15 protein-coding genes and 3 rRNA genes are annotated in these 22356 nt (G+C 57.8%); 9 read left to right on the forward strand and 9 right to left on the reverse strand.

Annotated elements, in window-relative coordinates; genetic code table 11:
- Positions 1–241: 241 nt before the first annotated feature.
- From ACNYC6_RS14380 to rrf (ACNYC6_RS14390), 3 genes are all read left to right on the forward strand, one after another.
- A 23S ribosomal RNA gene (locus ACNYC6_RS14380) occupies positions 242–3133 on the forward strand.
- 169 nt (positions 3134–3302) lie between these two features.
- A 5S ribosomal RNA gene (rrf, locus tag ACNYC6_RS14385) occupies positions 3303–3418 on the forward strand.
- A gap of 108 nt (positions 3419–3526) precedes the next feature.
- A 5S ribosomal RNA gene (gene rrf, locus ACNYC6_RS14390) occupies positions 3527–3642 on the forward strand.
- A gap of 134 nt (positions 3643–3776) precedes the next feature.
- Here rrf (ACNYC6_RS14390) and ACNYC6_RS14395 read toward each other — a convergent pair.
- The 8 genes from ACNYC6_RS14395 to ACNYC6_RS14430 all read right to left on the reverse strand — a co-directional run bounded on the left by ACNYC6_RS14395 (position 3777) and on the right by ACNYC6_RS14430 (position 15068).
- A complete protein-coding gene (locus tag ACNYC6_RS14395) occupies positions 3777–6278 on the reverse strand; it encodes a TonB-dependent siderophore receptor (RefSeq protein ID WP_419712821.1) in 2502 nt (833 codons plus the stop codon).
- Positions 6279–6367: 89 nt separating this feature from the next.
- The gene (locus tag ACNYC6_RS14400; protein ID WP_419712822.1) at positions 6368–7384 is read right to left on the reverse strand and encodes a FecR domain-containing protein; all 1017 of its coding nucleotides are present in this window, start codon (positions 7382–7384) and stop codon (positions 6368–6370) included.
- Positions 7381–7881, reverse strand: a complete 501-nt coding sequence (locus ACNYC6_RS14405) for a sigma-70 family RNA polymerase sigma factor (RefSeq protein WP_419712823.1) — start codon at positions 7879–7881, stop codon at positions 7381–7383. The genes ACNYC6_RS14400 and ACNYC6_RS14405 overlap by 4 nt, the downstream gene beginning before the upstream one ends.
- Before the next feature lie 195 nt (positions 7882–8076).
- The gene (locus ACNYC6_RS14410; protein WP_419712824.1) at positions 8077–8544 is read right to left on the reverse strand and encodes an SRPBCC family protein; all 468 of its coding nucleotides are present in this window, start codon (positions 8542–8544) and stop codon (positions 8077–8079) included.
- A gap of 29 nt (positions 8545–8573) precedes the next feature.
- Positions 8574–11990 carry an amino acid adenylation domain-containing protein gene (locus ACNYC6_RS14415; protein ID WP_419712825.1) on the reverse strand — a complete coding sequence of 1139 codons (3417 nt, stop codon included), beginning with the start codon at positions 11988–11990 and terminating at the stop codon, positions 8574–8576.
- A 13-nt stretch (positions 11991–12003) separates the two neighbouring features.
- Positions 12004–12933 carry a diiron oxygenase gene (locus ACNYC6_RS14420; protein WP_419712826.1) on the reverse strand — a complete coding sequence of 310 codons (930 nt, stop codon included), beginning with the start codon at positions 12931–12933 and terminating at the stop codon, positions 12004–12006.
- Positions 12930–13706 (reverse strand): DUF3050 domain-containing protein, encoded by a 777-nt coding sequence (locus tag ACNYC6_RS14425; protein ID WP_419712827.1) that lies wholly within the window; start codon positions 13704–13706, stop codon positions 12930–12932. Before ACNYC6_RS14425 ends, ACNYC6_RS14420 begins: the two co-directional genes overlap by 4 nt.
- A 651-nt stretch (positions 13707–14357) precedes the next feature.
- Entirely contained in the window at positions 14358–15068 is a 711-nt protein-coding gene (locus ACNYC6_RS14430; protein WP_419712828.1) for a GntR family transcriptional regulator, read from the reverse strand.
- Positions 15069–15266: 198 nt separating this feature from the next.
- Here ACNYC6_RS14430 and lapG point away from each other — a divergent pair, with 198 nt between their 5' ends.
- Both lapG and lapD read left to right on the forward strand, forming a co-directional pair.
- Positions 15267–15959 (forward strand): cysteine protease LapG, encoded by a 693-nt coding sequence (lapG, locus tag ACNYC6_RS14435; protein ID WP_419712829.1) that lies wholly within the window; start codon positions 15267–15269, stop codon positions 15957–15959.
- A 14-nt stretch (positions 15960–15973) separates the two neighbouring features.
- Positions 15974–17920, forward strand: coding sequence for a cyclic di-GMP receptor LapD (gene lapD / locus ACNYC6_RS14440; protein ID WP_419712830.1), 1947 nt, complete (start codon positions 15974–15976; stop codon positions 17918–17920).
- Between the two features lie 138 nt (positions 17921–18058).
- Here the strand turns inward: lapD and ACNYC6_RS14445 are convergent, their stop codons facing one another.
- Positions 18059–18424 (reverse strand): tryptophan synthase subunit beta, encoded by a 366-nt coding sequence (locus ACNYC6_RS14445; RefSeq protein WP_419712831.1) that lies wholly within the window; start codon positions 18422–18424, stop codon positions 18059–18061.
- Between the two features lie 231 nt (positions 18425–18655).
- Here ACNYC6_RS14445 and ACNYC6_RS14450 point away from each other — a divergent pair, with 231 nt between their 5' ends.
- The 4 genes from ACNYC6_RS14450 to ACNYC6_RS14465 are packed head-to-tail and all read left to right on the forward strand — an operon-like array spanning position 18656 to position 22350.
- Complete coding sequence (locus ACNYC6_RS14450) at positions 18656–19552, forward strand: TauD/TfdA dioxygenase family protein (RefSeq protein WP_419712832.1); 897 nt, start codon at positions 18656–18658, stop codon at positions 19550–19552.
- Between the two features lie 18 nt (positions 19553–19570).
- Positions 19571–20596, forward strand: coding sequence for an ABC transporter substrate-binding protein (locus tag ACNYC6_RS14455; RefSeq protein WP_419712833.1), 1026 nt, complete (start codon positions 19571–19573; stop codon positions 20594–20596).
- Positions 20597–20601: 5 nt separating this feature from the next.
- Entirely contained in the window at positions 20602–21462 is an 861-nt protein-coding gene (locus tag ACNYC6_RS14460) for an ABC transporter ATP-binding protein (protein ID WP_419712834.1), read from the forward strand.
- 21 nt (positions 21463–21483) lie between these two features.
- Positions 21484–22350, forward strand: a complete 867-nt coding sequence (locus ACNYC6_RS14465; protein ID WP_419712835.1) for an ABC transporter permease — start codon at positions 21484–21486, stop codon at positions 22348–22350.
- Positions 22351–22356 lie beyond the last annotated feature (6 nt).

Raw genomic sequence — 22356 nt, forward strand, 5'->3', positions numbered from 1 at the left:
GCTTCTCTTGTATAAAGCTTAGAAATGAGCATTCCATCGGTAAGATGGTGAATGTTGATTTCTAGTCTTTGACTAGATCGTTCTTTAAAAATTTGGGTATGTGATAGAAAGATAGACTGAACGTTACTTTCACTGGTAACGGATCAGGCTAAGGTAAAATTTGTGAGTTCTCTTAGTTGAGAAATTCGAATTTTCGGCGAATGTCGTCTTCACAGTATAACCAGATTGCTTGGGGTTATATGGTCAAGTGAAGAAGCGCATACGGTGGATGCCTTGGCAGTCAGAGGCGATGAAAGACGTGGTAGCCTGCGAAAAGCTTCGGGGAGTCGGCAAACAGACTTTGATCCGGAGATGTCTGAATGGGGGAACCCAGCCATCATAAGATGGTTATCTTGTACTGAATACATAGGTGCAAGAGGCGAACCAGGGGAACTGAAACATCTAAGTACCCTGAGGAAAAGAAATCAACCGAGATTCCCTTAGTAGTGGCGAGCGAACGGGGACTAGCCCTTAAGTGGCTTTGAGATTAGCGGAACGCTCTGGAAAGTGCGGCCATAGTGGGTGATAGCCCTGTACGCGAAAATCTCTTGGTCATGAAATCGAGTAGGACGGAGCACGAGAAACTTTGTCTGAATATGGGGGGACCATCCTCCAAGGCTAAATACTACTGACTGACCGATAGTGAACTAGTACCGTGAGGGAAAGGCGAAAAGAACCCCGGAGAGGGGAGTGAAATAGATCCTGAAACCGTATGCGTACAAGCAGTGGGAGCCCACTTTGTTGGGTGACTGCGTACCTTTTGTATAATGGGTCAGCGACTTATTTTCAGTGGCGAGCTTAACCGAATAGGGGAGGCGTAGCGAAAGCGAGTCTTAATAGGGCGTCTAGTCGCTGGGAATAGACCCGAAACCGGGCGATCTATCCATGGGCAGGTTGAAGGTTAGGTAACACTGACTGGAGGACCGAACCGACTACCGTTGAAAAGTTAGCGGATGACCTGTGGATCGGAGTGAAAGGCTAATCAAGCTCGGAGATAGCTGGTTCTCCTCGAAAGCTATTTAGGTAGCGCCTCATGTATCACTGTAGGGGGTAGAGCACTGTTTCGGCTAGGGGGTCATCCCGACTTACCAAACCGATGCAAACTCCGAATACCTACAAGTGCCGAGCATGGGAGACACACGGCGGGTGCTAACGTCCGTCGTGAAAAGGGAAACAACCCAGACCGTCAGCTAAGGTCCCAAAGTTATGGTTAAGTGGGAAACGATGTGGGAAGGCTTAGACAGCTAGGAGGTTGGCTTAGAAGCAGCCACCCTTTAAAGAAAGCGTAATAGCTCACTAGTCGAGTCGGCCTGCGCGGAAGATGTAACGGGGCTCAAACCATACACCGAAGCTACGGGTATCACTTAGGTGATGCGGTAGAGGAGCGTTCTGTAAGCCTGTGAAGGTGAGTTGAGAAGCTTGCTGGAGGTATCAGAAGTGCGAATGCTGACATGAGTAACGACAATGGGTGTGAAAAACACCCACGCCGAAAGACCAAGGTTTCCTGCGCAACGTTAATCGACGCAGGGTTAGTCGGTCCCTAAGGCGAGGCTGAAAAGCGTAGTCGATGGAAAACAGGTTAATATTCCTGTACTTCTGGTTATTGCGATGGAGGGACGGAGAAGGCTAGGCCAGCTTGGCGTTGGTTGTCCAAGTTTAAGGTGGTAGGCTGGAATCTTAGGTAAATCCGGGATTCTAAGGCCGAGAGCTGATGACGAGTGTTCTTTTAGAACACGAAGTGGTTGATGCCATGCTTCCAAGAAAAGCTTCTAAGCTTCAGGTAACCAGGAACCGTACCCCAAACCGACACAGGTGGTTGGGTAGAGAATACCAAGGCGCTTGAGAGAACTCGGGTGAAGGAACTAGGCAAAATGGCACCGTAACTTCGGGAGAAGGTGCGCCGGTGAGGGTGAAGGACTTGCTCCGTAAGCCCACGCCGGTCGAAGATACCAGGCCGCTGCGACTGTTTATTAAAAACACAGCACTCTGCAAACACGAAAGTGGACGTATAGGGTGTGACGCCTGCCCGGTGCCGGAAGGTTAATTGATGGGGTTAGCTAACGCGAAGCTCTTGATCGAAGCCCCGGTAAACGGCGGCCGTAACTATAACGGTCCTAAGGTAGCGAAATTCCTTGTCGGGTAAGTTCCGACCTGCACGAATGGCGTAACGATGGCGGCGCTGTCTCCACCCGAGACTCAGTGAAATTGAAATCGCTGTGAAGATGCAGTGTATCCGCGGCTAGACGGAAAGACCCCGTGAACCTTTACTATAGCTTTGCACTGGACTTTGAATTTGCTTGTGTAGGATAGGTGGGAGGCTTTGAAGCGTGGACGCCAGTTCGCGTGGAGCCATCCTTGAAATACCACCCTGGCAACTTTGAGGTTCTAACTCAGGTCCGTTATCCGGATCGAGGACAGTGTATGGTGGGTAGTTTGACTGGGGCGGTCTCCTCCTAAAGAGTAACGGAGGAGTACGAAGGTGCGCTCAGACCGGTCGGAAATCGGTCGTAGAGTATAAAGGCAAAAGCGCGCTTGACTGCGAGACAGACACGTCGAGCAGGTACGAAAGTAGGTCTTAGTGATCCGGTGGTTCTGTATGGAAGGGCCATCGCTCAACGGATAAAAGGTACTCCGGGGATAACAGGCTGATACCGCCCAAGAGTTCATATCGACGGCGGTGTTTGGCACCTCGATGTCGGCTCATCACATCCTGGGGCTGAAGCCGGTCCCAAGGGTATGGCTGTTCGCCATTTAAAGTGGTACGCGAGCTGGGTTTAGAACGTCGTGAGACAGTTCGGTCCCTATCTGCCGTGGACGTTTGAGATTTGAGAGGGGCTGCTCCTAGTACGAGAGGACCGGAGTGGACGAACCTCTGGTGTTCCGGTTGTCACGCCAGTGGCATTGCCGGGTAGCTATGTTCGGAATAGATAACCGCTGAAAGCATCTAAGCGGGAAACTAGCCTCAAGATGAGATCTCACTGGAACCTTGAGTTCCCTGAAGGGCCGTCGAAGACTACGACGTTGATAGGTTGGGTGTGTAAGCGCTGTGAGGCGTTGAGCTAACCAATACTAATTGCCCGTGAGGCTTGACCATATAACACCCAAGCAATTTGACGCTCCTCGTTGAAGAAACGAGAGAGACCAGATTGCGGTGTGTGAAGACGCAATGAACCGAAAGTTCGATGCTCGCAAAACACCGAAAGCTATCACATACCCAATTTGCTGAAGCGAGACCATCTGGTCACGAGTCAGTACCCGAATTTCTTGACGACCATAGAGCGTTGGAACCACCTGATCCCATCCCGAACTCAGAAGTGAAACGATGCATCGCCGATGGTAGTGTGGGGTTTCCCCATGTGAGAGTAGGTCATCGTCAAGATTAAATTCCGAAACCCCAATTGCGAAAGCAGTTGGGGTTTTGTCTTTATAGTAGAAACATCAAGAATTCGCTGACACGTCGCTACAGACGGGTCGGCACACAGAATTTCTTGACGACCATAGAGCATTGGAACCACCTGATCCCATCCCGAACTCAGCAGTGAAACGATGCATCGCCGATGGTAGTGTGGGGTTTCCCCATGTGAGAGTAGGTCATCGTCAAGATTAAATTCCGAAACCCCTGTCTGCTAATGCAGGCAGGGGTTTTGTCGTTCCGGGCCTGCAAAAAACCATAGACGTAAAAAAGCCAGCCCCTGGATTCAGGGGCTGGCTTTTTCATGTGTGTGTGAGAGAAATGCTTAGAACTGGTAGCTCACCGTCGCGGCGACATTACGCTCTTCACCCATGTAGCAGAAGTTCAGGCTGGCACAAGAGGCCACATAGGACTCATTGGTCAGGTTGTTCGCGTTCAGGCGTACATCCACGCCTTTCAACCCAACCTTGCCCAGGTCATAGCCGACAGAGGCGTCAAACAAGGTATACGACGGCACTTTCATGGTGTTCTCCGCATCGGCCCAACTGTAACCCACATATCGCACGCCGCCGCCCAGACGCAGACCCGCCAGTGCTGCGCTGTCGAATGCGTAGTCAGCCCAGATGGAAGCCATATGCCGCGGCGCCTGGGTCGGTGAGTTGCCCTTGTTCTCGATCACGTCGGTAGCGGTACTCAACGTGCTGATCATCGACTTAGAGTATTCGATGTCGGTGAAGGTGTAGCTGCCGAGTACTTTCAAGTTGTCGGTCAGTTGCATGTGCGCTTCCAGTTCCAGACCCTGGGAGCGGACTGCACCTACGGCGCGATAGAAGTTTTCCTGCGGCAGTTTGGTCGCCAGGTTTTCCTGATCGATGCGGAACAGCGATGCAGTGAACAGGTTCTCAGTGCCTGGTGGCTGATACTTCAAGCCCACTTCCCACTGTGTGCCATCGGTAGGTGCCAGCGGATTCCCGGCGCTGTCCGAGTAGGAGTTCGGGTTGAACGACTCGGAATAGCTGATATACGGCGCGATACCGTTGTCGAACAGGTACAGCGCTCCGGCGCGCCCGGTCAGCTTGGTTCGCTTGTCATTGATTTCGGTGCCTTGCGGGCGTCCGGTTTCCGCCAACCGATTCTCATCGGAGGTTTCAACCCAGTCTTGGCGCACCCCGAGGGAGAAACGCCACTTATCCATCTCGATCAGGTCTTGCAGGTAGACGCCGGTCTGCTCAAGGCGACGCAAGTAACTGGTCTCGCCGTAAAGGTCGATCGTCGAGTTGCCGTACACCGGATTGAACGCATTGATCGGCGCCAGGCCGCCGCTGGTCCAGTCAACCACGGTCTTGCGCCGCTGGTAGTCCGCGCCCAGCAATACGGTGTGCTTGGTGGCACCCGTAAAGAATTCCGCTTGCAGCATGTTGTCGACGATGAACGCATGCAGCCTCTCATCGCCACCGGTGTAGTAGCGGTTCAGCTCGTTGCTGGTCGGTGTGGTCCAGCCATAGGCGTAGACCTGATCCATGTTCACTTTGGAGTCGAGGTAACGAAAGTTCTGCCGCGCAGTGAAGACGTCGTTGAAGCGATGCTCGAACTGATAGCCGAAGGACTGCTGGTCGCGTTCGTAGCCATCGATACTCGGTTCGCCTTCGAAGAAGTGTGTGGAAATTCGATTGCCGTTGCGCTGGTGAAGGGTGCCATCGGCCGGGACGCCACCGTGATAGCCGCCATCGGGGTCGTGTTGCAGATAAGCCTGCAGAGTCAGCGAAGTGTCTTCGGTGAAATCGATGCTGACCGTTGGCGCGAGGGCGAAGCGTTTTTCCTCGTTGTGATCGAACTGTGTGTCGGACTGATCCGCCAGACCTGTCAGGCGATAGGCAATGCGCTTGTCGTCATCCACAGGGCCGCTGAAGTCGAAGCCCATGCCACGTTGGCCCTGATTGCCTACGGTGGCCTGAATCTGATGATAAGGCTCATACAGCGGTTTCTTGCTGGTCAGCGCCACCAGGCCTCCGGGTGAACTGCGACCGTAAAGCACCGATGAAGGCCCTTTGAGAATATCGACGCGCTCAAGGAAATACGGGTCGACCTGCATAGTGCTGTAAGTGCCGCTATCCCCCATGGATTTGAGGCCATCGAGGTAGATGTTATCCACCGAGCCATCGTTGAAGCCGCGCATGGCCACGTAATCGTAGCGGTGGGTCGCGCCGTAAGGATTGGTCAGCACGCCGGGCGTATAGCGCATAGCCTGCGATACCGTTTGCGACCCTTGGTCGTCCATCTGCTCGCGAGTGACGACGGACACGCTTTGCGATGTTTCCAGCAATGCGGTACTGGTCTTGGTGGCGATCTGGCTGTGCGTCGCGTTGTAGCCTTCCATGCTGCCCAAGGCGTTACCGAGGGCAAAGCCTTTGATGTCCGTGGTCGGCAGCGCCAGTGCTCCGCTGTTGCTGGCCGGTCGCAGCACATAGCTGCTGCCATCCGGGCTAACGGCCATGAGGCCCGAACCACTGAGCAAATGGCTCAAGGCCTGATCCGCCGAATATTCACCCTGCAAACCCGGTGATTGATGATCCTGGACTTGATCCGGTGTCATCGACAAGGTGATGCCGGCCTGACGCGCAAACTGATTGAGAACATCGCTCAACGGCCCGGCAGCGATGCTGAAGCGTTGGCTGCTGGCCTCGCTACCCTCGGCGGCATGGCCAATGCTCGGAACAAGGCCGACACCCAATGCGGTGGAGAACAGAGCGGCACGAACGGCATGGCGCAAGACGCCTGATTTCGCCGTGAAATGAAGAGGATTCTTACTGATGGAGCGGGCAGTCATTGTCGGTTTCCGTAGGAAGTCGCTGAGGCTGAGTTGAAGTGCTTACTGACTAAGCCGGACTTGCTCGGAAAACCCGCCAAAAAAGTTGTTCAGACTTGACGCTCCAGCGTCACCCACCAGCGGGTGCGATAACGCAGCTGCACCGGCAGGGTCTGCGGCAGGATGGCCAGCAACTTGTCGGTGTCCTCCAGGCGGAAAACCCCGGAAAGTCGCAAGTCGGCAATGTCGGCCGCGCACGTCAAGTAGCCGTGGCGATAGCGTCCGACCTCCTGAAGGAAATCCCCCAAGCGCATGTTGCGGGTCACGATCAACCCGTCCGTCCAAGCGCCGACATCCATGTCCAGCGGCGGCGCCAACCTCGCCTGCTGGTGATCTATCAAGTAACTATGACCGGCCTGAGCTGTTATCGGTTGGCCATCGGCACCCAATGGCGAATGAATCACCACTTGACCATTGGTAACGCTGAGCCGCGTGCAGTTGGCCTCGTGACGCAGGATGAAACGCGCGCCCACGCCTTCATACACACCGTGACGACTGTGAACTCGCATGGGACGATCGAAAGAAGCCCCTTCATCGGCGCCGCCGCAGGTGACGATAATTTCGCCGCGGGTCAGCCTGATCAGCCGTTGCTGCGGCGTGTAATCCAGATCCACGGCGCTGTCGGTGTTGAGTTCAAGCCGCGTGCCGTCCGGCAGCTGGAAAGCCCGGCGTTCACCCGTGGCGGTGGCGAAGTCGGCGCTCCATTGCTGCCAGCCGATAGCATCCTTGCCCAGCCACGCGGCCGAGCCCATGAGCACTGCGCCCGACAGCAACTTCATCGCCTGGCGTCGACCCAATCCCTGAGCACTGTTTTCCAACGTGTTGAAAGCGACTTGCGCGCCAGACACGGCGCGCAAGTTATTGCTCAACTCTGAGTGCAGCGACTGCACCCGCTGCCAGGCCAGTTCGTGTTCATGGTGTGCGGCGCGCCAGACATCGCATTGCTGACGCAGCTTTGAGTTGGCAGCGTTGTTGCGCAGACGCAGCAGCCAGTTGATGGCCTGCTTGACCACCTGTTGCGGCGGTTCACCGTGCCGGTTCAACGACAAGTTATCCACAGGCGTCACGCTTGATACCGCAACGTGTAGCAATGGAAAAGCGCATCGGCGACATAGCGCTCCACCGAGCGCAGTGACAATCCCATCCGTTCGGCAATCTGTTTATGAGTGAAGCCTTCGCACTGCGCCAGCAGAAATGCCTGACGCACTTTCGGCTTCAATCCTTCAAGCATGCGGGCGATGCTTTCCAGCAATTCGAGCACCAACGCACGGGATTCGGCGCTTGGCGTTTCGGCTTCAGGCAGATGGGCGATGGTTTCCAGATACGCGCGTTCGATTTCTTCGCGACGCCAATGGTCGATCACCAAGCCTCGGGCAATGGTGCGTAAAAAAGCGCGAGGGGCTTTCAGCTCCAGGCGTTCGGTTCTTTGCAGCAGACGGACAAAGGTGTCCTGAGCCAGATCAGCAGCATCGGCGGCATTGCCCAGGCGAGCACGCAGCCACGCGTTGAGCCATCGGTGATGGCTGCTGTAAAGCACCTGTACTGCAAACTCGGGTGAGGACATGAACGCGACTGCTCGGACGTCACAAATGATAATTAGTCGCATTGTCATCAAGGGATGGGGAATTTGCAACTGCTGTGAAACTCCGTCAGACCGCGTCATCGTTCAATTGTGAGCAGGCTCGCCCCCACATGGATAATCCTGTAGGAGCGAGCCTGCTCTTGATAGCGCTTTATCCGTCACCGTTGAACGAATGCCTTATACAAACAACTTCAACACATTGCTCATCGCATCATCGGCAAACCCCTGGACGAAATCCTTGAACCCCGGCAGTGCTTCGGCGCCGCCCTGAGCGGGTTCTGCAATGATGGTCCAGGTCGCCCGCGACTTGTCCGCATCCAGCGGCTCAACACGCATCGCCGCCCACAGGTTCGCTACGCCCAAGGTGTTGTAGATCGTGGTCCAGGTCATGTTCAGCGCCTGATCGTCGCGGGAGTTGAGTTGCTCGACCACCAGGTTGCCGTCCTTGAAAAATTTCTTGCGCAGGGACGTCACTCCCTCGCCAGTCATTTCGATGTGCGACAGCGCCGGAATGAACCGGTCGAAACCGGCAAAGTTACCGACAACGGCCCAGACCTGTGCGGCATCGACGGGGACTTCCACCGAGGACACGACGTGGCAGCCTTGCGGATTTTTGATCAGGGTATCGGGTTGCAGAGTGTTCATGGTTTTGCTCCGTGCTGGGTTGGGATGAATCAAATGAAATTGATTTCCTTGAGGTAGTCGCAGCCGCGCCGCAGCAGCGCCGGGGATTTTTCCGGATAGCGCGCGCCCATCTGCCACACGCCGGCCTGGGCGTTGTCGTGGCCAATCATCGAGATGTCGCCGATGTCTTCCTCGAAGCCGTTGAGATAAAAACCGAGTACGCCAAACAGCGCGTTGTCGCTGTCGACCCGGCCCAGTTGCTGCTGCCAGTCGGCGACGCTGACCAGAGAGAACTCCCGCCCCGCTTCGCGAAAGGACGCTACATAACTGTCCCAGCTCAGCGGCTCGGGGTTGTGCAGGTTGAACACCGGTTTATCCGGCTGATACCGGCTCGCATGGAAGGCGATGAAGCGGGCGAGGAAATCCACCGGCATCAGGTCGAAATTCAGCGCGAACTCCGGGACCTGGCCAAGCTGGATCGAGCCCTTGAGCATCAACATCAAGCGGTTCTTGTGCGGCTGGCACACGCCCGTGAGGCTGTTGAAACTGATGTTGCCGGGGCGATAGAGATTGACCTGCACACCGCGTTCCCGTGCGCGTTCCAGGATTCGTTCGCCGACCCATTTGGACAGGTTGTAGCCGTTCTTGATGTAGATCGGTGGGGTCTGCGCGGCGGGCAGTTCAAGAACTCGGCCATCGGCGGAAATCGTGCTGGACGCCGAGAGCGTCGAGACGAAATTGAAGATCTTTTTACTGCGCCCTTCGCACAGCCGTAGGCATTCGAATATAGGCTCGACGTTGTCCCGTGCCAGCGACTCATAGTCGAGGACGTGATTGACGTTGGCGGCGTTGTGCACCAGTGCGCCGAACTCTCGATCCAGTCGCTCGTAAACCTCGTCGGCCAACCCCAATTGCGGGCGCGTGATATCCGCTGCGTAGACCCGTACTCGACTCAGGTCCAGATGCTCCAGACGGTTCTCGTGCAACGCCTGAGCGAACCGCTCGACAGCCGATCGCCCATTGCCGTCGCGAACCAGACAGGCGACCTCAATGACGCCCCGCGCTAACAACGCTTCGACAATATGAACGCCGACAAAGCTGTTGGCGCCGGTGACGATCACTTTGTGTGCATCGCCCATACAGCTGGTCGGCAGTGGCTGCACATCCAGTGCGCGCGAGGCATCGATCATCGCTTGTTCGCTCAATACTTCCTCGCTGCCGGAGCCGCGCACCAGTGTTGCCAATTTGGCGATAGTGGGTAGTTCGATGAAGCGGTTGATCGAAATGCTGCGACCGAACTCTTCGCGCAAACGCAGGAGCATGCGCGACAGCAGGATCGAGTGCCCGCCCAGATTGAAGAAGCTTTCGTCGGTGGAAATATCGCTGGCCGGCAACTCCAGCAGCTCAGCCCAGATATCCAGCAACAGCGCTTCATCGGCACTGGCGGGCAGACATGGGGTGGTGTTTTCGCTGACGCTGACCGGCAGCTCCAGCAATGCCTTGCGATCGACCTTGCCGTTGCTGGCGTACGGCATGCTCGCCAGTTCCGTCCACGCTACAGGCTGCATGTAGTCCGGCAGAAACTGTATGGCGTGGGCCTTCAGTGCATCACGAGCCGCCCCGGTCCGGTCTTCCTGAGGTTGGGCGAGGAAGGCCAGAATCCGCCGATGGCTGTCGATGACCACCGCCACCTGACGGTACAACTGGCTGTCGCGCAGGCAGCGTTCGATCTCTTCCGGCTCGACCCGAAAGCCGCGAATCTTCACCTGATTGTCGCGCCTTCCGCACAGCTCGATGCCTTCGCTCGTCCACTTCGCCATGTCGCCTGTGCGATAGGCACGCAGGTTTCGGCCTCCGGGCAACAGCAGGTTCAGATAGCGTTCGGCGGTCTGCTGCGGGTTGTTCAGATAACCCAGGCACACGCCGGGACCTGCGATGTACAACTCACCGACGGTCTGCTCGGTCACCGGTTGCAAATCCTCGTCGAGAATCAGCACCTGACTGTTGGCGATCGGATCGCCGAGCGTCCGGTTGTTGTCGCCGGATTGCAGTCGTCGCGCGGTGATCAGCACCGTGGCTTCGGTTGGACCATAGAGGTTGTAGAGCTTGCCCTGGCGGGTCAGTTGCTGGATGACCCAAGGCTCGCAGACATCGCCGCCGGTCATTACGTGGTTGAGGTTTTGCAATTGTTCCAGCGGCAGAATGCTCAACAGCGCGGGCGGCACAAAGGCATGGCTCAGTTGCTGATGACGGATCAACTCGACCAGTTGCAGCGGGTCGCGACGCTGGTCGTCGCTGGGCACGACCAGCTCGGCACCCTGCAGCAGGGTCGGGAAAATATCGATCAGCGACGAGTCGAAACTCAGCGAAGAAAATTGCAGCACCCGACTCTGTTCGGTCAGTTGCACATAGTCGGCGTACCACGCGCTGAAGTGAGCGAGGTTGGCCTGGCTGAGCAACACGCCTTTGGGATGGCCGGTGGTGCCCGAGGTATAAAGCGCCATGCACGGCGCGTCGAGAGCAGGGCGCTGGCGCATCAGCGGTAGCGCCGGATTCACCGCTTCAACGTCGATAGCGGTGATGTCGAGGCCCGGCATTTGGGCTGCAAGCGGATGCTGCCCGTCATGCAGCAGCAACACCGCGCCGGCATTCGACAGGATGTACTGCTGACGTTGCAACGGATGGCTCGGCTCCAGCGGCAGGTACACCGCGCCGCTGCCCAGGATCGCCAGAATCCCCGCATACAATGCACTGCATTTTGGCAGGCAGATTCCGACCACCAACGGACCTTCCTGCTGATCGAGCAAAGGCTGCAGTCGTTGCTCAATTGCACGGCTCATTGCGTGCAGTTGGCGATAGTCGAGACTGGCACCGGCAATGTTCAACGCGAGTCGCTCGCCGCTCTGAACGAAGCGCTGTTCAAGTCGCTCGATCATCGGCACTTGAGCGAGTTCCAGCAACCGTGGTTCGGCGGTCGCATTACGGCGATGAACGAACGCCAGGCTGTCGAGAAACAGCAGGTTTTCAAGCGTGTCGAAGTGAGCGGGAGCGGTGGGCTCGCAAAGCTGAAAATACCCGGCATCCCGGGAGTAACGGCTGACCAGCAGCGCCACGTGATCCACCAGCTCCGCCACCGCTCGCAGACGCAGCGCCTGACCGTTGCCCGAAGATTCATCGGCGATCGTCACGCGAGAGAGTAGCGTGGAGCCGACGGTGCAAAGCAGATCCAGCGAAGGCAATCCAGATGCGCTCGATAGGCCGATGCCCAGTTGCAGTGTCAGGTGCGGTGCCTCATTGAAAACCTGCGCAGGCAGGCTGGCATCATCGATCACAAGATCTGGGTGCTCCGGCGCTCGGTCGTCGAGTGTCGTTATCCGCGTCAGTGCATGACCGTGTTGTTCGAGTTCCAGCGCCAAGTCGGTCAGGGCCTGGCTTTGTCCAGCGAGCAGAATGTCGAGACGTCTCATGACGGGTTCCTCGTCAAATCAGGTAGTCGCTCAAGGCGTTTTGCACGCACGGCGAGTCGAGCAGCGAACTGCTGCGGAAAAACCGCACGATGTTGGCCACCAGCGGATGATGCCGGTTGATCGGGAAGGCCAACCCGGACACCTCGTTCTTGAGTGCTTGGCGTGCGGCGTCGCTGATCTGCAAGGCGTCGATCAGGCGAAAGTCGAAGGACTTCTGGATGTCGTTGGTCAGGTAGTGACCGATGAACACTGGCAGGATTTTCGCGATGCATTGGCGGTCGTCGTCGCTTGCGGTGTGCCAGTAGATGCGCACCATCCGCGACCAGAATCCGGAGTGCCGGCCTTCGTCGAGCAAGTGGTCGGCCATCAAGCCCTTGATCGATTGCTTGACCGTGTCGTCCTTGGCGAACGCCGCCACATCACCGGTCACGGTGTTCTCGGCGATGGCCACGCAGATCAGCTCCACGGCACTGCGCAGATGCTCCGGCGCGAGTGCGATAGCCGCCGGAATCGCCCGGCTCAACTCGATCTCGTCGGGCAACTCGATGGGCGTGATGCCAGTCATGGCGACGGTCTGCTGCATGAAGTCCATCGCCACCAGCGCGTGGTAATCCTCATCCACCACCACGGTCATCGCGTCGTAGCGACAGGCGAACGGGAACGCCACGGCGAAGCGATTCTTGGCGATGCTGCGGGCGGTCTTGTCGACGATCTCGGTTTCGAAGATCACCACGTCGTTGATGAATTTGTAGAGCGTCTGCACCAGAGCGAAGTCGCGCTGCTCCGGGCATTCGCGCAGAAACGTCTCACTGAGCACCAGCGGTTGCCGGCTCAAGGGATAGATCAGTTTGTCGTCGTTCTCCAGCAGGCGACGCGGACGGGTGCGGATGGTGGCGCGGCTTTCCCAGGCGTCGGCGAACGACAGATAGTCGGCGGCGTTCATGCGTTCATCTCCGCCAGTGATTCGCTCATGCTCAGGCGCAGGCCGTCCCACAGAGCGATGCGGCTTTCCACGGCCGCGATGGCGCTGGCGTACACGTCTGCCTCGCGCTGCGGGTTGCCGTCGACCAGGCGGGCGAGGAGTTTTTCCGCAGCCGGGCCGTGGTCTTCAGAATCGACTTCAATGTGCCGTTCGAGGTAGTAGCGAAAGGTCGGGGCCTGTTCGATGCCGATCCCCCAGTCGTCGAGAATGCGCTGGAACATCTGTGGGATCACACTTTCGCGACCATGCAGAAACGCCGCCGCAACGCTGTGGCCCGGTGAATGCAATGCGGTGTGCAGCGTATGGCGTACGAACCGTGCAGCTGCCGGATCGACCTCGATACTTTGCAACGCCACGTCGTAACTCACGCCTTCCTGTTGCAGGGCCACGAAGCGCTCGACGGCGGCGGTACTCGCGCCAACTTCACGCATCGCATCCAGGTACAACTCGAAATGGCTGTAGTGACCCCGGCCCGGGCGGTCATCGGATTCTTCACCCAGCACGATTTCATTGATCAAGCGTGCCGCCTGCGGATCACGCGGCGGCAGCCAGGGCAATTGCGTGCAGGTCAGCTCCTGCTGCAAACGCTTGGTCAGCGACATGAAGTCCCACACCGCAAACACATGACTTTCCATAAAGCGCTGCAACACCGGCAGCGAATGTATTTCGGAGAAAATCGGGTGCGCACTCAGTTCAGCTTTCTTTTGTTCAAGATGCTCTTTAGTTGTTTTCATTGGTGAACCTCTAGGTCGTCTAGTGTGAAGGTGTGATCAAACCCGTCATGTTGTTTTAAGTTTTTTTGGCGAGCGAATGCCTCAAGCGAATTGATCGGTGTGAGTTATTTTCGTATTTCTACTTCAGGGCTTTGCAGCCAGCATCAATGGCGGCTTAGAAAAACTAGTACATAAATAAAGTCTTGGGCAAGTCCTTTTTATTTGATATTTAAAGTTTAACTTTCTTGGATGTGACAAGTTTCAATAAGACTTTCTGTTTAAGTTTTATTTGGGCGTGGCTGCTCCTTCCGTCTTATATAAGTCAGAATTTAAGGTAAAGAGTGAATGCCTCACTCGAAGCAACTTTCTTATTGAACGCATTGACGTGATCTGAGGGGTGGAAGTTGGCCGGGGTGAGGCCGATTCTTCCGTTCCCGTGACAAGGCTCCTTCCGTAGGTTCTTGGTGCGGGGACTGCTCCGCGCTGGCGGTGCGTCGCCCGTTCATTGGTGTCGGCACCCCCAGAGTGAGCGTAATTCAAGGCAGCCGCCATCGCCGAACCCAGCAGAATCGGGGAGGGCTGTAGAGGAGGGAGATTTGTAAGCGGATCGTTCGGCTTCAAACGGTCTGGCTGCTGCACAGCCGAGAGGGAGCAAGCTCCCTCATCACTGATCTACTTCGAGGTTTTTCGGCTCTGCGCTTCAGGGCTGTTGAGGTAACGGGTGATGACCTCGACCCCACGGTTGAGGTGATGTACGAGCAACTTCACCGAGCCTTCGACATCCCGCTCTTCGGCGGCCCGCAACATGGCCCGGTGATCTTCCTGGGACAACTTGCCCAGGCCCATGGCTTCCAGGTTGAAGCGCAGGAAGCGTTCTTCCTCGTTCAACCCGTCTTCCACCAGTATCAGCAGACGTTTATTGGGTGCCTTGCAGTAAAGCGACATGTGGAAGAGGCGATTGAGCCGGCCGATTTCGGTGTAATCGTGTTCCGTTTCCAACGCGTCGATATAGCCGGCAGCCCGTTCCAGATCGACGATTTCAAGCAAAGGGACCGACAGGCGCAAGGCTTCGGACTCCAGCAGGATGCGCAGGGCGTAGGTTTCCGCCGCATCGCCCTGAACCAGCGGCGCGACCACCGCGCCTTTATGGGCCACCACGTTGAGCAACGCTTGGGCTTCGAGTTGGCGCAAGGCTTCGCGCACTGGCATGCGGCTGACACCGAAAAGATCGGCCAGGTCCTGCTGACGCAGGGCAATACCGCAAGGCAGGCGGCCGTCGAGAATGGCCGAGCGCAGGGTTTGTTCGATCACCGAGCGTGCCAGATGAGCGGGGATCGGCCCGTTAACCTTGATACTGCTGAGGGGGTTGGGCTTTTGTGTCACTACTACGCACCCTGATTGGCTGAGTTGTATTTTTGGATCCAACTGACACTAGTAACAGCCTGACGGCTTGTCAAACGTGTAACCGAGCGCCTTCCTTTCAGTCTAGCGCGCCGTGGTGATCTCACCGTGCCATTGTTTTTTAACGGGCTAACCTACACCATCAACTGACTCCCACCTGCCTCTCCTGGATGCCTCGCATTGGCGGTACGTTTCCCCATCTCCCGGATGTTACGCTGGCTGTGCGGCGCGTTGCTGCTGGCCGGCATGATGCTGGGCAGTGTGCTGGCCGATTGGGATTTTTCCCTGATCAGCCGGCGGGCGCAGGCATTGTACGGACCTTTGGGCGAAGGTCAGCAGCGCATTGATGATTGGCAACACTTGCTGGCGACCCAGAAGCAGGTGAATGAGCTGGATCAGCTCAACCGGGTCAACCGGTTCTTCAACCAGCGTATGCGTTACGTCGAAGACATCGACCTGTGGTACCAGACCGATTATTGGGAAACGCCGATCGAAGCCTTGTGGAAAGGCGCCGGCGATTGCGAAGACTACGCTATCGCCAAGTACTTCAGCCTGCGTCACCTCGGCGTCGCCAGTGACAAGCTGCGCATTACCTACGTAAAGGCGTTGCGCCTGAACCGCGCGCACATGGTGCTGACCTACTACGCGACGCCGGACGCCATGCCGCTGGTGCTCGACAGCCTGATCGACGATATCCGCCCGGCTAGCCAACGTACGGATCTGCTGCCGGTCTACTCTTTCAATGCAGAGGGGTTGTGGTTGGCGGGTGCCAAGGGCAACCAGAAGGTCGGTGACACCAAACGCCTGTCCCGTTGGCAAGATGTCCTGACAAAAATGCAGGCCGAAGGATTCCCGCTCGAGACGACTCACTAGGAGCACACCCACAGATGTCATTGTTCAAACAGTTGTTGCTCGCTATCTGTCTGTTCCTGGTCGTCGCGTTCACCGGCAGCTTCATGGTCAGCCTCGAGAGCTCGCGTACCCAATACGTCAACCAGTTACGCTCCCATGCCCAGGACGCGGCGACGGCGCTGGCGCTGTCCCTGACGCCGAACATCGACGACCCGGCGATGACCGAGTTGCTGGTCAGTTCGATCTTTGACAGCGGTTACTACGCGAGCATCCGCGTGGTCGATCTGTCCAACGACAAGACACTGGTGGAGCGTAGCGGCATCCCGGCCGATACCCACGTGCCGGACTGGTTCGTCAAACTGATCGGCCTGGAACCGGCCGGCGGCGATGCGATTGTCAGCCGTGGCTGGGAGCAGGCGGCGCGGGTCGAGGTGGTCAGCCATCCGATGTTCGCGTTGGCCAAGCTGTGGCAGAGCGCTTTGGGCAGTCTCGTCTGGCTGCTGATCTGCGGTGTGGTCAGCGCGATATTGGGTGCGCTGTTGTTGCGTCGGCAATTGAAGCCGCTCGATTACATGGTCCAGCAGTCCCACGCGATTGCCCGTCGCGAGTTTCTCAGCCTGCCGCAACTGCCACGCACGCCGGAATTGCGGCGCGTGGTGCAGGCCATGAATCAGATGGTCGAGAAGCTCAAGGCGTTGTTTCAGGAGCAGGCCGAGCGCAGTGAAAAACTGCGGGTCGAGTCCTATCAGGACAACCTGACGGGGTTGGCCAACCGTCGATATTTCGAAATGCAATTGAACGCGCGGGTGAGCAACCCGGAACAGGCCAGCTCCGGTTACTTGCTGTTGCTGCGAGTTCAGGATCTGGCGGGTCTGAACCAGCGTTTGGGCGGTCAACGTACAGACGAATTTTTGCAGGCAGTCGGCGAGCAACTGTCTCGAGAGTGCGCTCGATACCCGGAAACCCTGAACCTGGTCACGCGGATTCGCGGTGGCGAATTTGCCGTGCTGGCGCCGGGGTTGATGCGCGAAGAAGCGTTGCAACTGGCGCAGCACCTCGACAGCGCCATGGCCAGCCTGCATGCGACCGGCGCAACGGACGTGGCTTCAGTCGCCGCGATCGGGCTGGCGCCGTTCGTGTATGGCGACACCCCGCAAGCGGTGCTCGCGCTGGCAGACCAGGCGCTGGCGCAGGCCGAAGGCCAGACCGATTCTAACTGGATCTGCCTCGATCACAGCGCCTTGGCCGGTGTTGGCGACGATCACCATGCCTGGCACAACTTGCTGGATCAGGCGTTGAATCAGCGGCGGTTCATCTTGTATTTCCAACCGGTCGTGGCCAGTCAGGACCCGCAATTGGTGCTGCATTACAAAGTGCTTTCACGGCTGATCGACGACCAGGGCCAGAGCATTCCGGCCGGGCGCTTCCTGCCGTGGCTGGAGCGGTTCGACTGGACGGCGCGGCTGGACCGCTTGATGTTGGAGCGGGTGCTGGAACAGATGGCCGACCACGAATCGTCCCTGGCGCTGAACCTGTCTTCGGCAACCCTGGAAGACCCGCAGGCGTTGAATGGGGTCTTCGAATTGCTGCGTTCGCACTCCAATCTGGGAGCGCGGCTGACGTTGGAAATCGGCGAAGAACAGCTGCCGGACCAAGCCGTGCTCGAAGACCTGACACGGCGATTGCGCGAGCTCGGGTTCTCTTTGAGCCTGCAACATTTTGGCGGGCGTTTCAGCATGATCGGCAACTTGGCGCGGCTCGGGCTGGCGTACCTGAAGATCGATGGCAGCTACATCCGTGCAATCGATCGGGAGAGCGACAAGCGCTTGTTTATCGAAGCGGTTCAGCGTGCGGCCCACAGCATTGATCTGCCGTTGATTGCCGAGCGGGTCGAGACCGAGGGCGAACTGGCGGTGATTCGCGAGATGGGGGTTTACGGGGTTCAGGGGCGGTTGATCGGTGAGCCGAAGCCTTGGGGGTAGGGGCTTGGATCTTTAGGCGTCTGTGAGGCCTTCATCGCCAGCAGGCTGGCTCCCACAATGGATCTGCGGGCACCGGCCGCCTGTGGGGGCTAGCTTGCTAGCGATTGCGTCAGAGCAGGCGAATAAGAAACTAGAGAATCAGATCAACCCATCCTCGTCATCTCCCACCAAATGACTCAACCCCCCCAGCGCCTCCCGGGCCTGGGACCGGTCCATGAGTTTGGCCTGTGCCGGCGCTGGCAGGTCGGTGACCAGAATCACGCCTTTGCTGATCAGTACTTCGATCAAGTCGTCGAGCACCCGGATCATTTCCAGGTCACTCTGGCGCAGTTGCTTGAGTTGTTTAATCTGCTTGAGCTGTTTGACGCTGGTGGCCATGACCTCGTTGGCGAACCAGGCCTGCAGATCGGGGTGGTCGGCCGGCAGCGTTTCCGTGGACTCGGCGTAGGCTTCGGCTTCCACGCGCATCAGTTGTCCGTCTGTATTGCGTTGCACGTAGAACATGGAACATCCCTCTGAGAAGAACCGCGTCATGCTGTCAGCAGCATAGGCGAAATCAGCCATATGGTTATTCGCTAACGGTATTTAAAATAGTCTTCTTATATCTATAAAGTCACTCTCCTGCGTACCTGCCGACCAATCGGCGCGCCGCACGACACGAACCAACACGGGACCTCCGTGAGTTTCTGATCGACGCGCGCGCCTTTGAGAGCGTGCCGTGCGTGGGAGTGATTTATGTCTGCAGCTACCGCTACTCCAAGCGCCGCGACCATCGCGCCGCAAGTGTTTGAAATCCGTCCGTTCAGCGGTGCCGTCGGCGCCGAAATCATCGGCCTCGACTTATCCCGCCCGATCAATGACCAGGACTTCGCCCGCATTCACCGTGCGCACCTGGATCATCACGTCGTGGTGTTCCGCGACCAGCGCATAACGCCTGAGCAACAGATCGATTTCAGCCGCCGATTTGGCGTATTGCAAATCCACGTGCTCAAGCAGTTTTTGCTGGCGAATCACCCGGAAATTCTCATCGTTTCCAACGTCGTCGAGAACGGCCAGAACATTGGCCTGGGTGACGCCGGCAAGTTCTGGCATTCCGATCTCTCCTACAAAGAACTGCCAAGCCTGGGCTCGATGCTGCACGCTCAGGAATTACCGTCCGAGGGCGGCGACACGTTGTTCGCCGACATGCACAAAGCCTGGGACAACCTGCCGCTGGCGCTGCGTAAAGCGGTGGCAGGTCGTTCCGCAGCGCACTCCTACACGGCGCGTTACAGCGAGACCAAATTCGAAGGCAACTGGCGCCCGACCCTGACACCGGAACAGCTCGCCCAAGTCGCCGAGGTGGTGCACCCGGTGGTGCGCACGCACCCGGAAAACGGCCGCAAGGCGTTATTCGTCAGCGAGGGTTTCACCACCCGTATCGTTGGCCTTCCCGAGGACGAGAGCCAGCAACTGCTGACCGAGCTCTACGCCCACAGCGTGCTGCCGCAAAACATCTACCGCCATCAATGGCAGGCCCATGACCTGGTGTTCTGGGACAACCGTTCGCTGATCCACCTTGCCGCCGGATGCCCCAGCTATCTGCGCCGCAAGCTGTATCGCACCACCATCCAGGGCGACGCGCCTTTCTGATTTGTCGGAGATTTTAACATGTCCAAACGTCTTCCTTTTGCACCGCTGGCAGCGGCCATTGGCTTGGGTTTCAGCCTGATCGCTGGCAGCCTGGTGGCGCCGACCGTGGCCCACGCCGAAGGTGAAATCCGCATCGCCGAACAGTTCGGCATCGTTTACTTGCTGCTTAACGTGGTACGCGATCAGAACCTGATCGAGAAGTACGGCAAGCAGGAAGGCATCGACATCAAGGTCGACTGGACTCAGCTCTCGGGCGGCGCGGCGGTCAACGATGCGTTGCTGTCGGGCTCGATCGACATTGCCGGTGCCGGCGTCGGTCCATTGCTGACCATTTGGGACCGCACCCACGGCAAGCAGAACGTCAAAGCCGTGGCGTCCCTCGGCAACTTTCCGTACTACCTGGTGAGCAATAATCCGAAGGTCAAAACCATCGCCGACTTCACCGAGAAGGACCGCATCGCCGTGCCGGCCGTGGGTGTTTCGGTGCAGTCGCGCTTCCTGCAATACGCCGCCGCCAAGCAGTGGGGTGACAAGGAATTCAACCGCCTCGACAAATACACCATTGCCGTGCCGCATCCTGATGCGACTGCCGCGCTGGTGGCTGGCGGCACAGAGCTGACCGGGCACTTCTCCAACCCGCCGTTCCAGGATCAGGCGTTGGCCAATCCGAACGTGCACGTGGTGCTCAACACCTATGATCTGCTGGGTCCGAATTCGCCGACCGTGTTGTTCGCTACCGAGAAATTCCGCAACGAAAACCCGAAAACCTACAAAGCCTTCATCGACGCGCTGACTGAGGCGGCGACGTTTGCCCAGAACGATAAAGGCGCGGCAGCCGACACTTACATCCGCGTCACCAAAGCCAAAATCGACCGCGCCGCGTTGCTGAAAATCATCGACAACCCGCAGTTCGAATTCAGCGTCACGCCGAAAAATACGTATCCGCTGGCGGAGTTCCTGTACCACGTCGGCGCGATCAAAAACAAACCGGATTCATGGAAGGATTACTTCTTCCAGGACGCCAAACCGCTGCAAGGGAGCTGACCGAAATGAACGCCCCCTTGCAAGGCCACACGGTCAGCAAACCGATCGCGGCAGCCCAGGCGCTGCTGTCGGTCGATAACGTCAGCCTCGAATACCGCACGCCGCAGCGTGTGGTGCGGGCGACCCATCAAGTGAGTTTCGAGATCGACCCGGCAGACCGCTTCGTCCTGCTCGGGCCGTCCGGTTGCGGCAAGTCGACGCTGCTCAAAGCCGCCGCCGGCTTCATCCAGCCAGTGGAAGGCGAGATTCGTCTGCAAGGTCAGCGCGTCGATGCGCCGGGGCCGGACCGGATTGTGGTGTTCCAGGAGTTCGATCAACTGCCGCCATGGAAAACCGTCAAACAGAACGTGATGTTTCCACTGCTGGCCTCGAAAACCCTCAAGCGCAAAGAGGCTGAAGAGCGGGCGCTGCACTATCTGGAAAAGGTCGGTCTGGCGGCGTTTGCCGATGCCTATCCACACACCTTGTCGGGCGGCATGAAGGCGCGGGTTGCGATTGCGCGAGCGCTGGCGATGCAGCCGAAAATCTTGTTGATGGACGAACCCTTTGCTGCGCTCGATGCGCTGACCCGACGCAAGATGCAGGAAGAACTGTTGCTGCTCTGGGACGAAGTGCGTTTCACGCTGTTGTTCGTCACGCACTCCATCGAAGAAGCATTGGTGGTGGGTAATCGCATCCTGTTGCTGTCACCGCATCCGGGTCGGGTGAGGGCGGAAGTGCACAGCCATCAATACGATTTGCACAGCCTTGGCGGCGTGGCGTTTCAAGAATCGGCGAGGCGTATCCACCGGTTGTTGTTCGATGAAGACCAGTCGCCGGAAACCGAACGCGAGCTGGATTTCACCGACATCCGCATCGCTTATTGAGCCAGTTGAGAGGAGGGCCCGATGAGCCATTTATCATCCCCGCGTGAAGCGTTTGAAACGGTATTGCAACCACTGGCCAGCGTGCCGCTGGAGCGCGAATTACCCCTCGGCCAACGCCTGTGGCAACAGGGCTGGCTGCGTAAAAGCCTGATCCTGATTTTGCTCGCCGTACTGTGGGAAGCCGCTTCGCGTTACACGAATAACGACCTGCTGCTGCCGAGTTTCGTGCAAACCGCTCATGCGCTGTACGACGGTCTGCTCAGCGGCGAATTGCTCGGCAAGGTATGGATTTCCTTGGTGGTGTTGCTCAAGGGTTACCTGATCGGCATCGTCCTGGCGTTTGCCCTGACGACGCTGGCGGTGTCGACGCAGTTTGGTCGCGATCTGCTCAGTACCCTGACCTCGATGTTCAATCCCTTGCCGGCCATCGCCCTGCTGCCGTTGGCGCTGCTCTGGTTTGGATTAGGCCAGAACAGCCTGATTTTCGTGCTGGTGCATTCGGTGCTCTGGGCGCTGGCGCTGAACACCTACGCCGGGTTCCTCGGCGTCTCGGAAACCCTGCGCATGGCCGGGCGCAACTACGGCCTCAAGGGCATGCGCTTCGTGCTGTTCATCCTGATCCCGGCAGCACTGCCATCCATCCTCGCTGGCCTGAAAATCGGCTGGGCGTTCGCGTGGCGCACGTTGATTGCGGCTGAGTTGGTGTTTGGCGCAACCAGCGGCAAGGGTGGGTTGGGGTGGTACATTTTTCAGAATCGTAATGAGCTGTATACCGACAAGGTATTTGCCGGGTTGGCGGTGGTGATTCTGATTGGGTTGCTGGTGGAGAATCTGGTGTTTGATTCGTTGGAAAGGGTGACGGTTAGACGGTGGGGGATGGTGCGGTGAGAGGGA

The organism is Pseudomonas sp. NFX224, from assembly GCF_048565165.1.
In the GTDB taxonomy this organism is placed as follows: domain Bacteria; phylum Pseudomonadota; class Gammaproteobacteria; order Pseudomonadales; family Pseudomonadaceae; genus Aquipseudomonas.

Excerpts from the sequence above, each read along its gene's own strand:
- ACNYC6_RS14395 (WP_419712821.1), bottom strand. The coding sequence starts at position 6,278 with ATGACTGCCCGCTCCATCAGTAAGAATCCTCTTCATTTCACGGCGAAA.
- ACNYC6_RS14405 (WP_419712823.1), bottom strand. The coding sequence starts at position 7,881 with ATGTCCTCACCCGAGTTTGCAGTACAGGTGCTTTACAGCAGCCATCAC.
- ACNYC6_RS14410 (WP_419712824.1), bottom strand. The coding sequence starts at position 8,544 with ATGAACACTCTGCAACCCGATACCCTGATCAAAAATCCGCAAGGCTGC.
- ACNYC6_RS14415 (WP_419712825.1), bottom strand. The coding sequence starts at position 11,990 with ATGAGACGTCTCGACATTCTGCTCGCTGGACAAAGCCAGGCCCTGACC.
- ACNYC6_RS14420 (WP_419712826.1), bottom strand. The coding sequence starts at position 12,933 with ATGAACGCCGCCGACTATCTGTCGTTCGCCGACGCCTGGGAAAGCCGC.
- ACNYC6_RS14425 (WP_419712827.1), bottom strand. The coding sequence starts at position 13,706 with ATGAAAACAACTAAAGAGCATCTTGAACAAAAGAAAGCTGAACTGAGT.
- lapD (WP_419712830.1), top strand. The coding sequence starts at position 15,974 with ATGTCATTGTTCAAACAGTTGTTGCTCGCTATCTGTCTGTTCCTGGTC.
- ACNYC6_RS14445 (WP_419712831.1), bottom strand. The coding sequence starts at position 18,424 with ATGTTCTACGTGCAACGCAATACAGACGGACAACTGATGCGCGTGGAA.
- ACNYC6_RS14450 (WP_419712832.1), top strand. The coding sequence starts at position 18,656 with ATGTCTGCAGCTACCGCTACTCCAAGCGCCGCGACCATCGCGCCGCAA.
- ACNYC6_RS14455 (WP_419712833.1), top strand. The coding sequence starts at position 19,571 with ATGTCCAAACGTCTTCCTTTTGCACCGCTGGCAGCGGCCATTGGCTTG.
- ACNYC6_RS14460 (WP_419712834.1), top strand. The coding sequence starts at position 20,602 with ATGAACGCCCCCTTGCAAGGCCACACGGTCAGCAAACCGATCGCGGCA.
- ACNYC6_RS14465 (WP_419712835.1), top strand. The coding sequence starts at position 21,484 with ATGAGCCATTTATCATCCCCGCGTGAAGCGTTTGAAACGGTATTGCAA.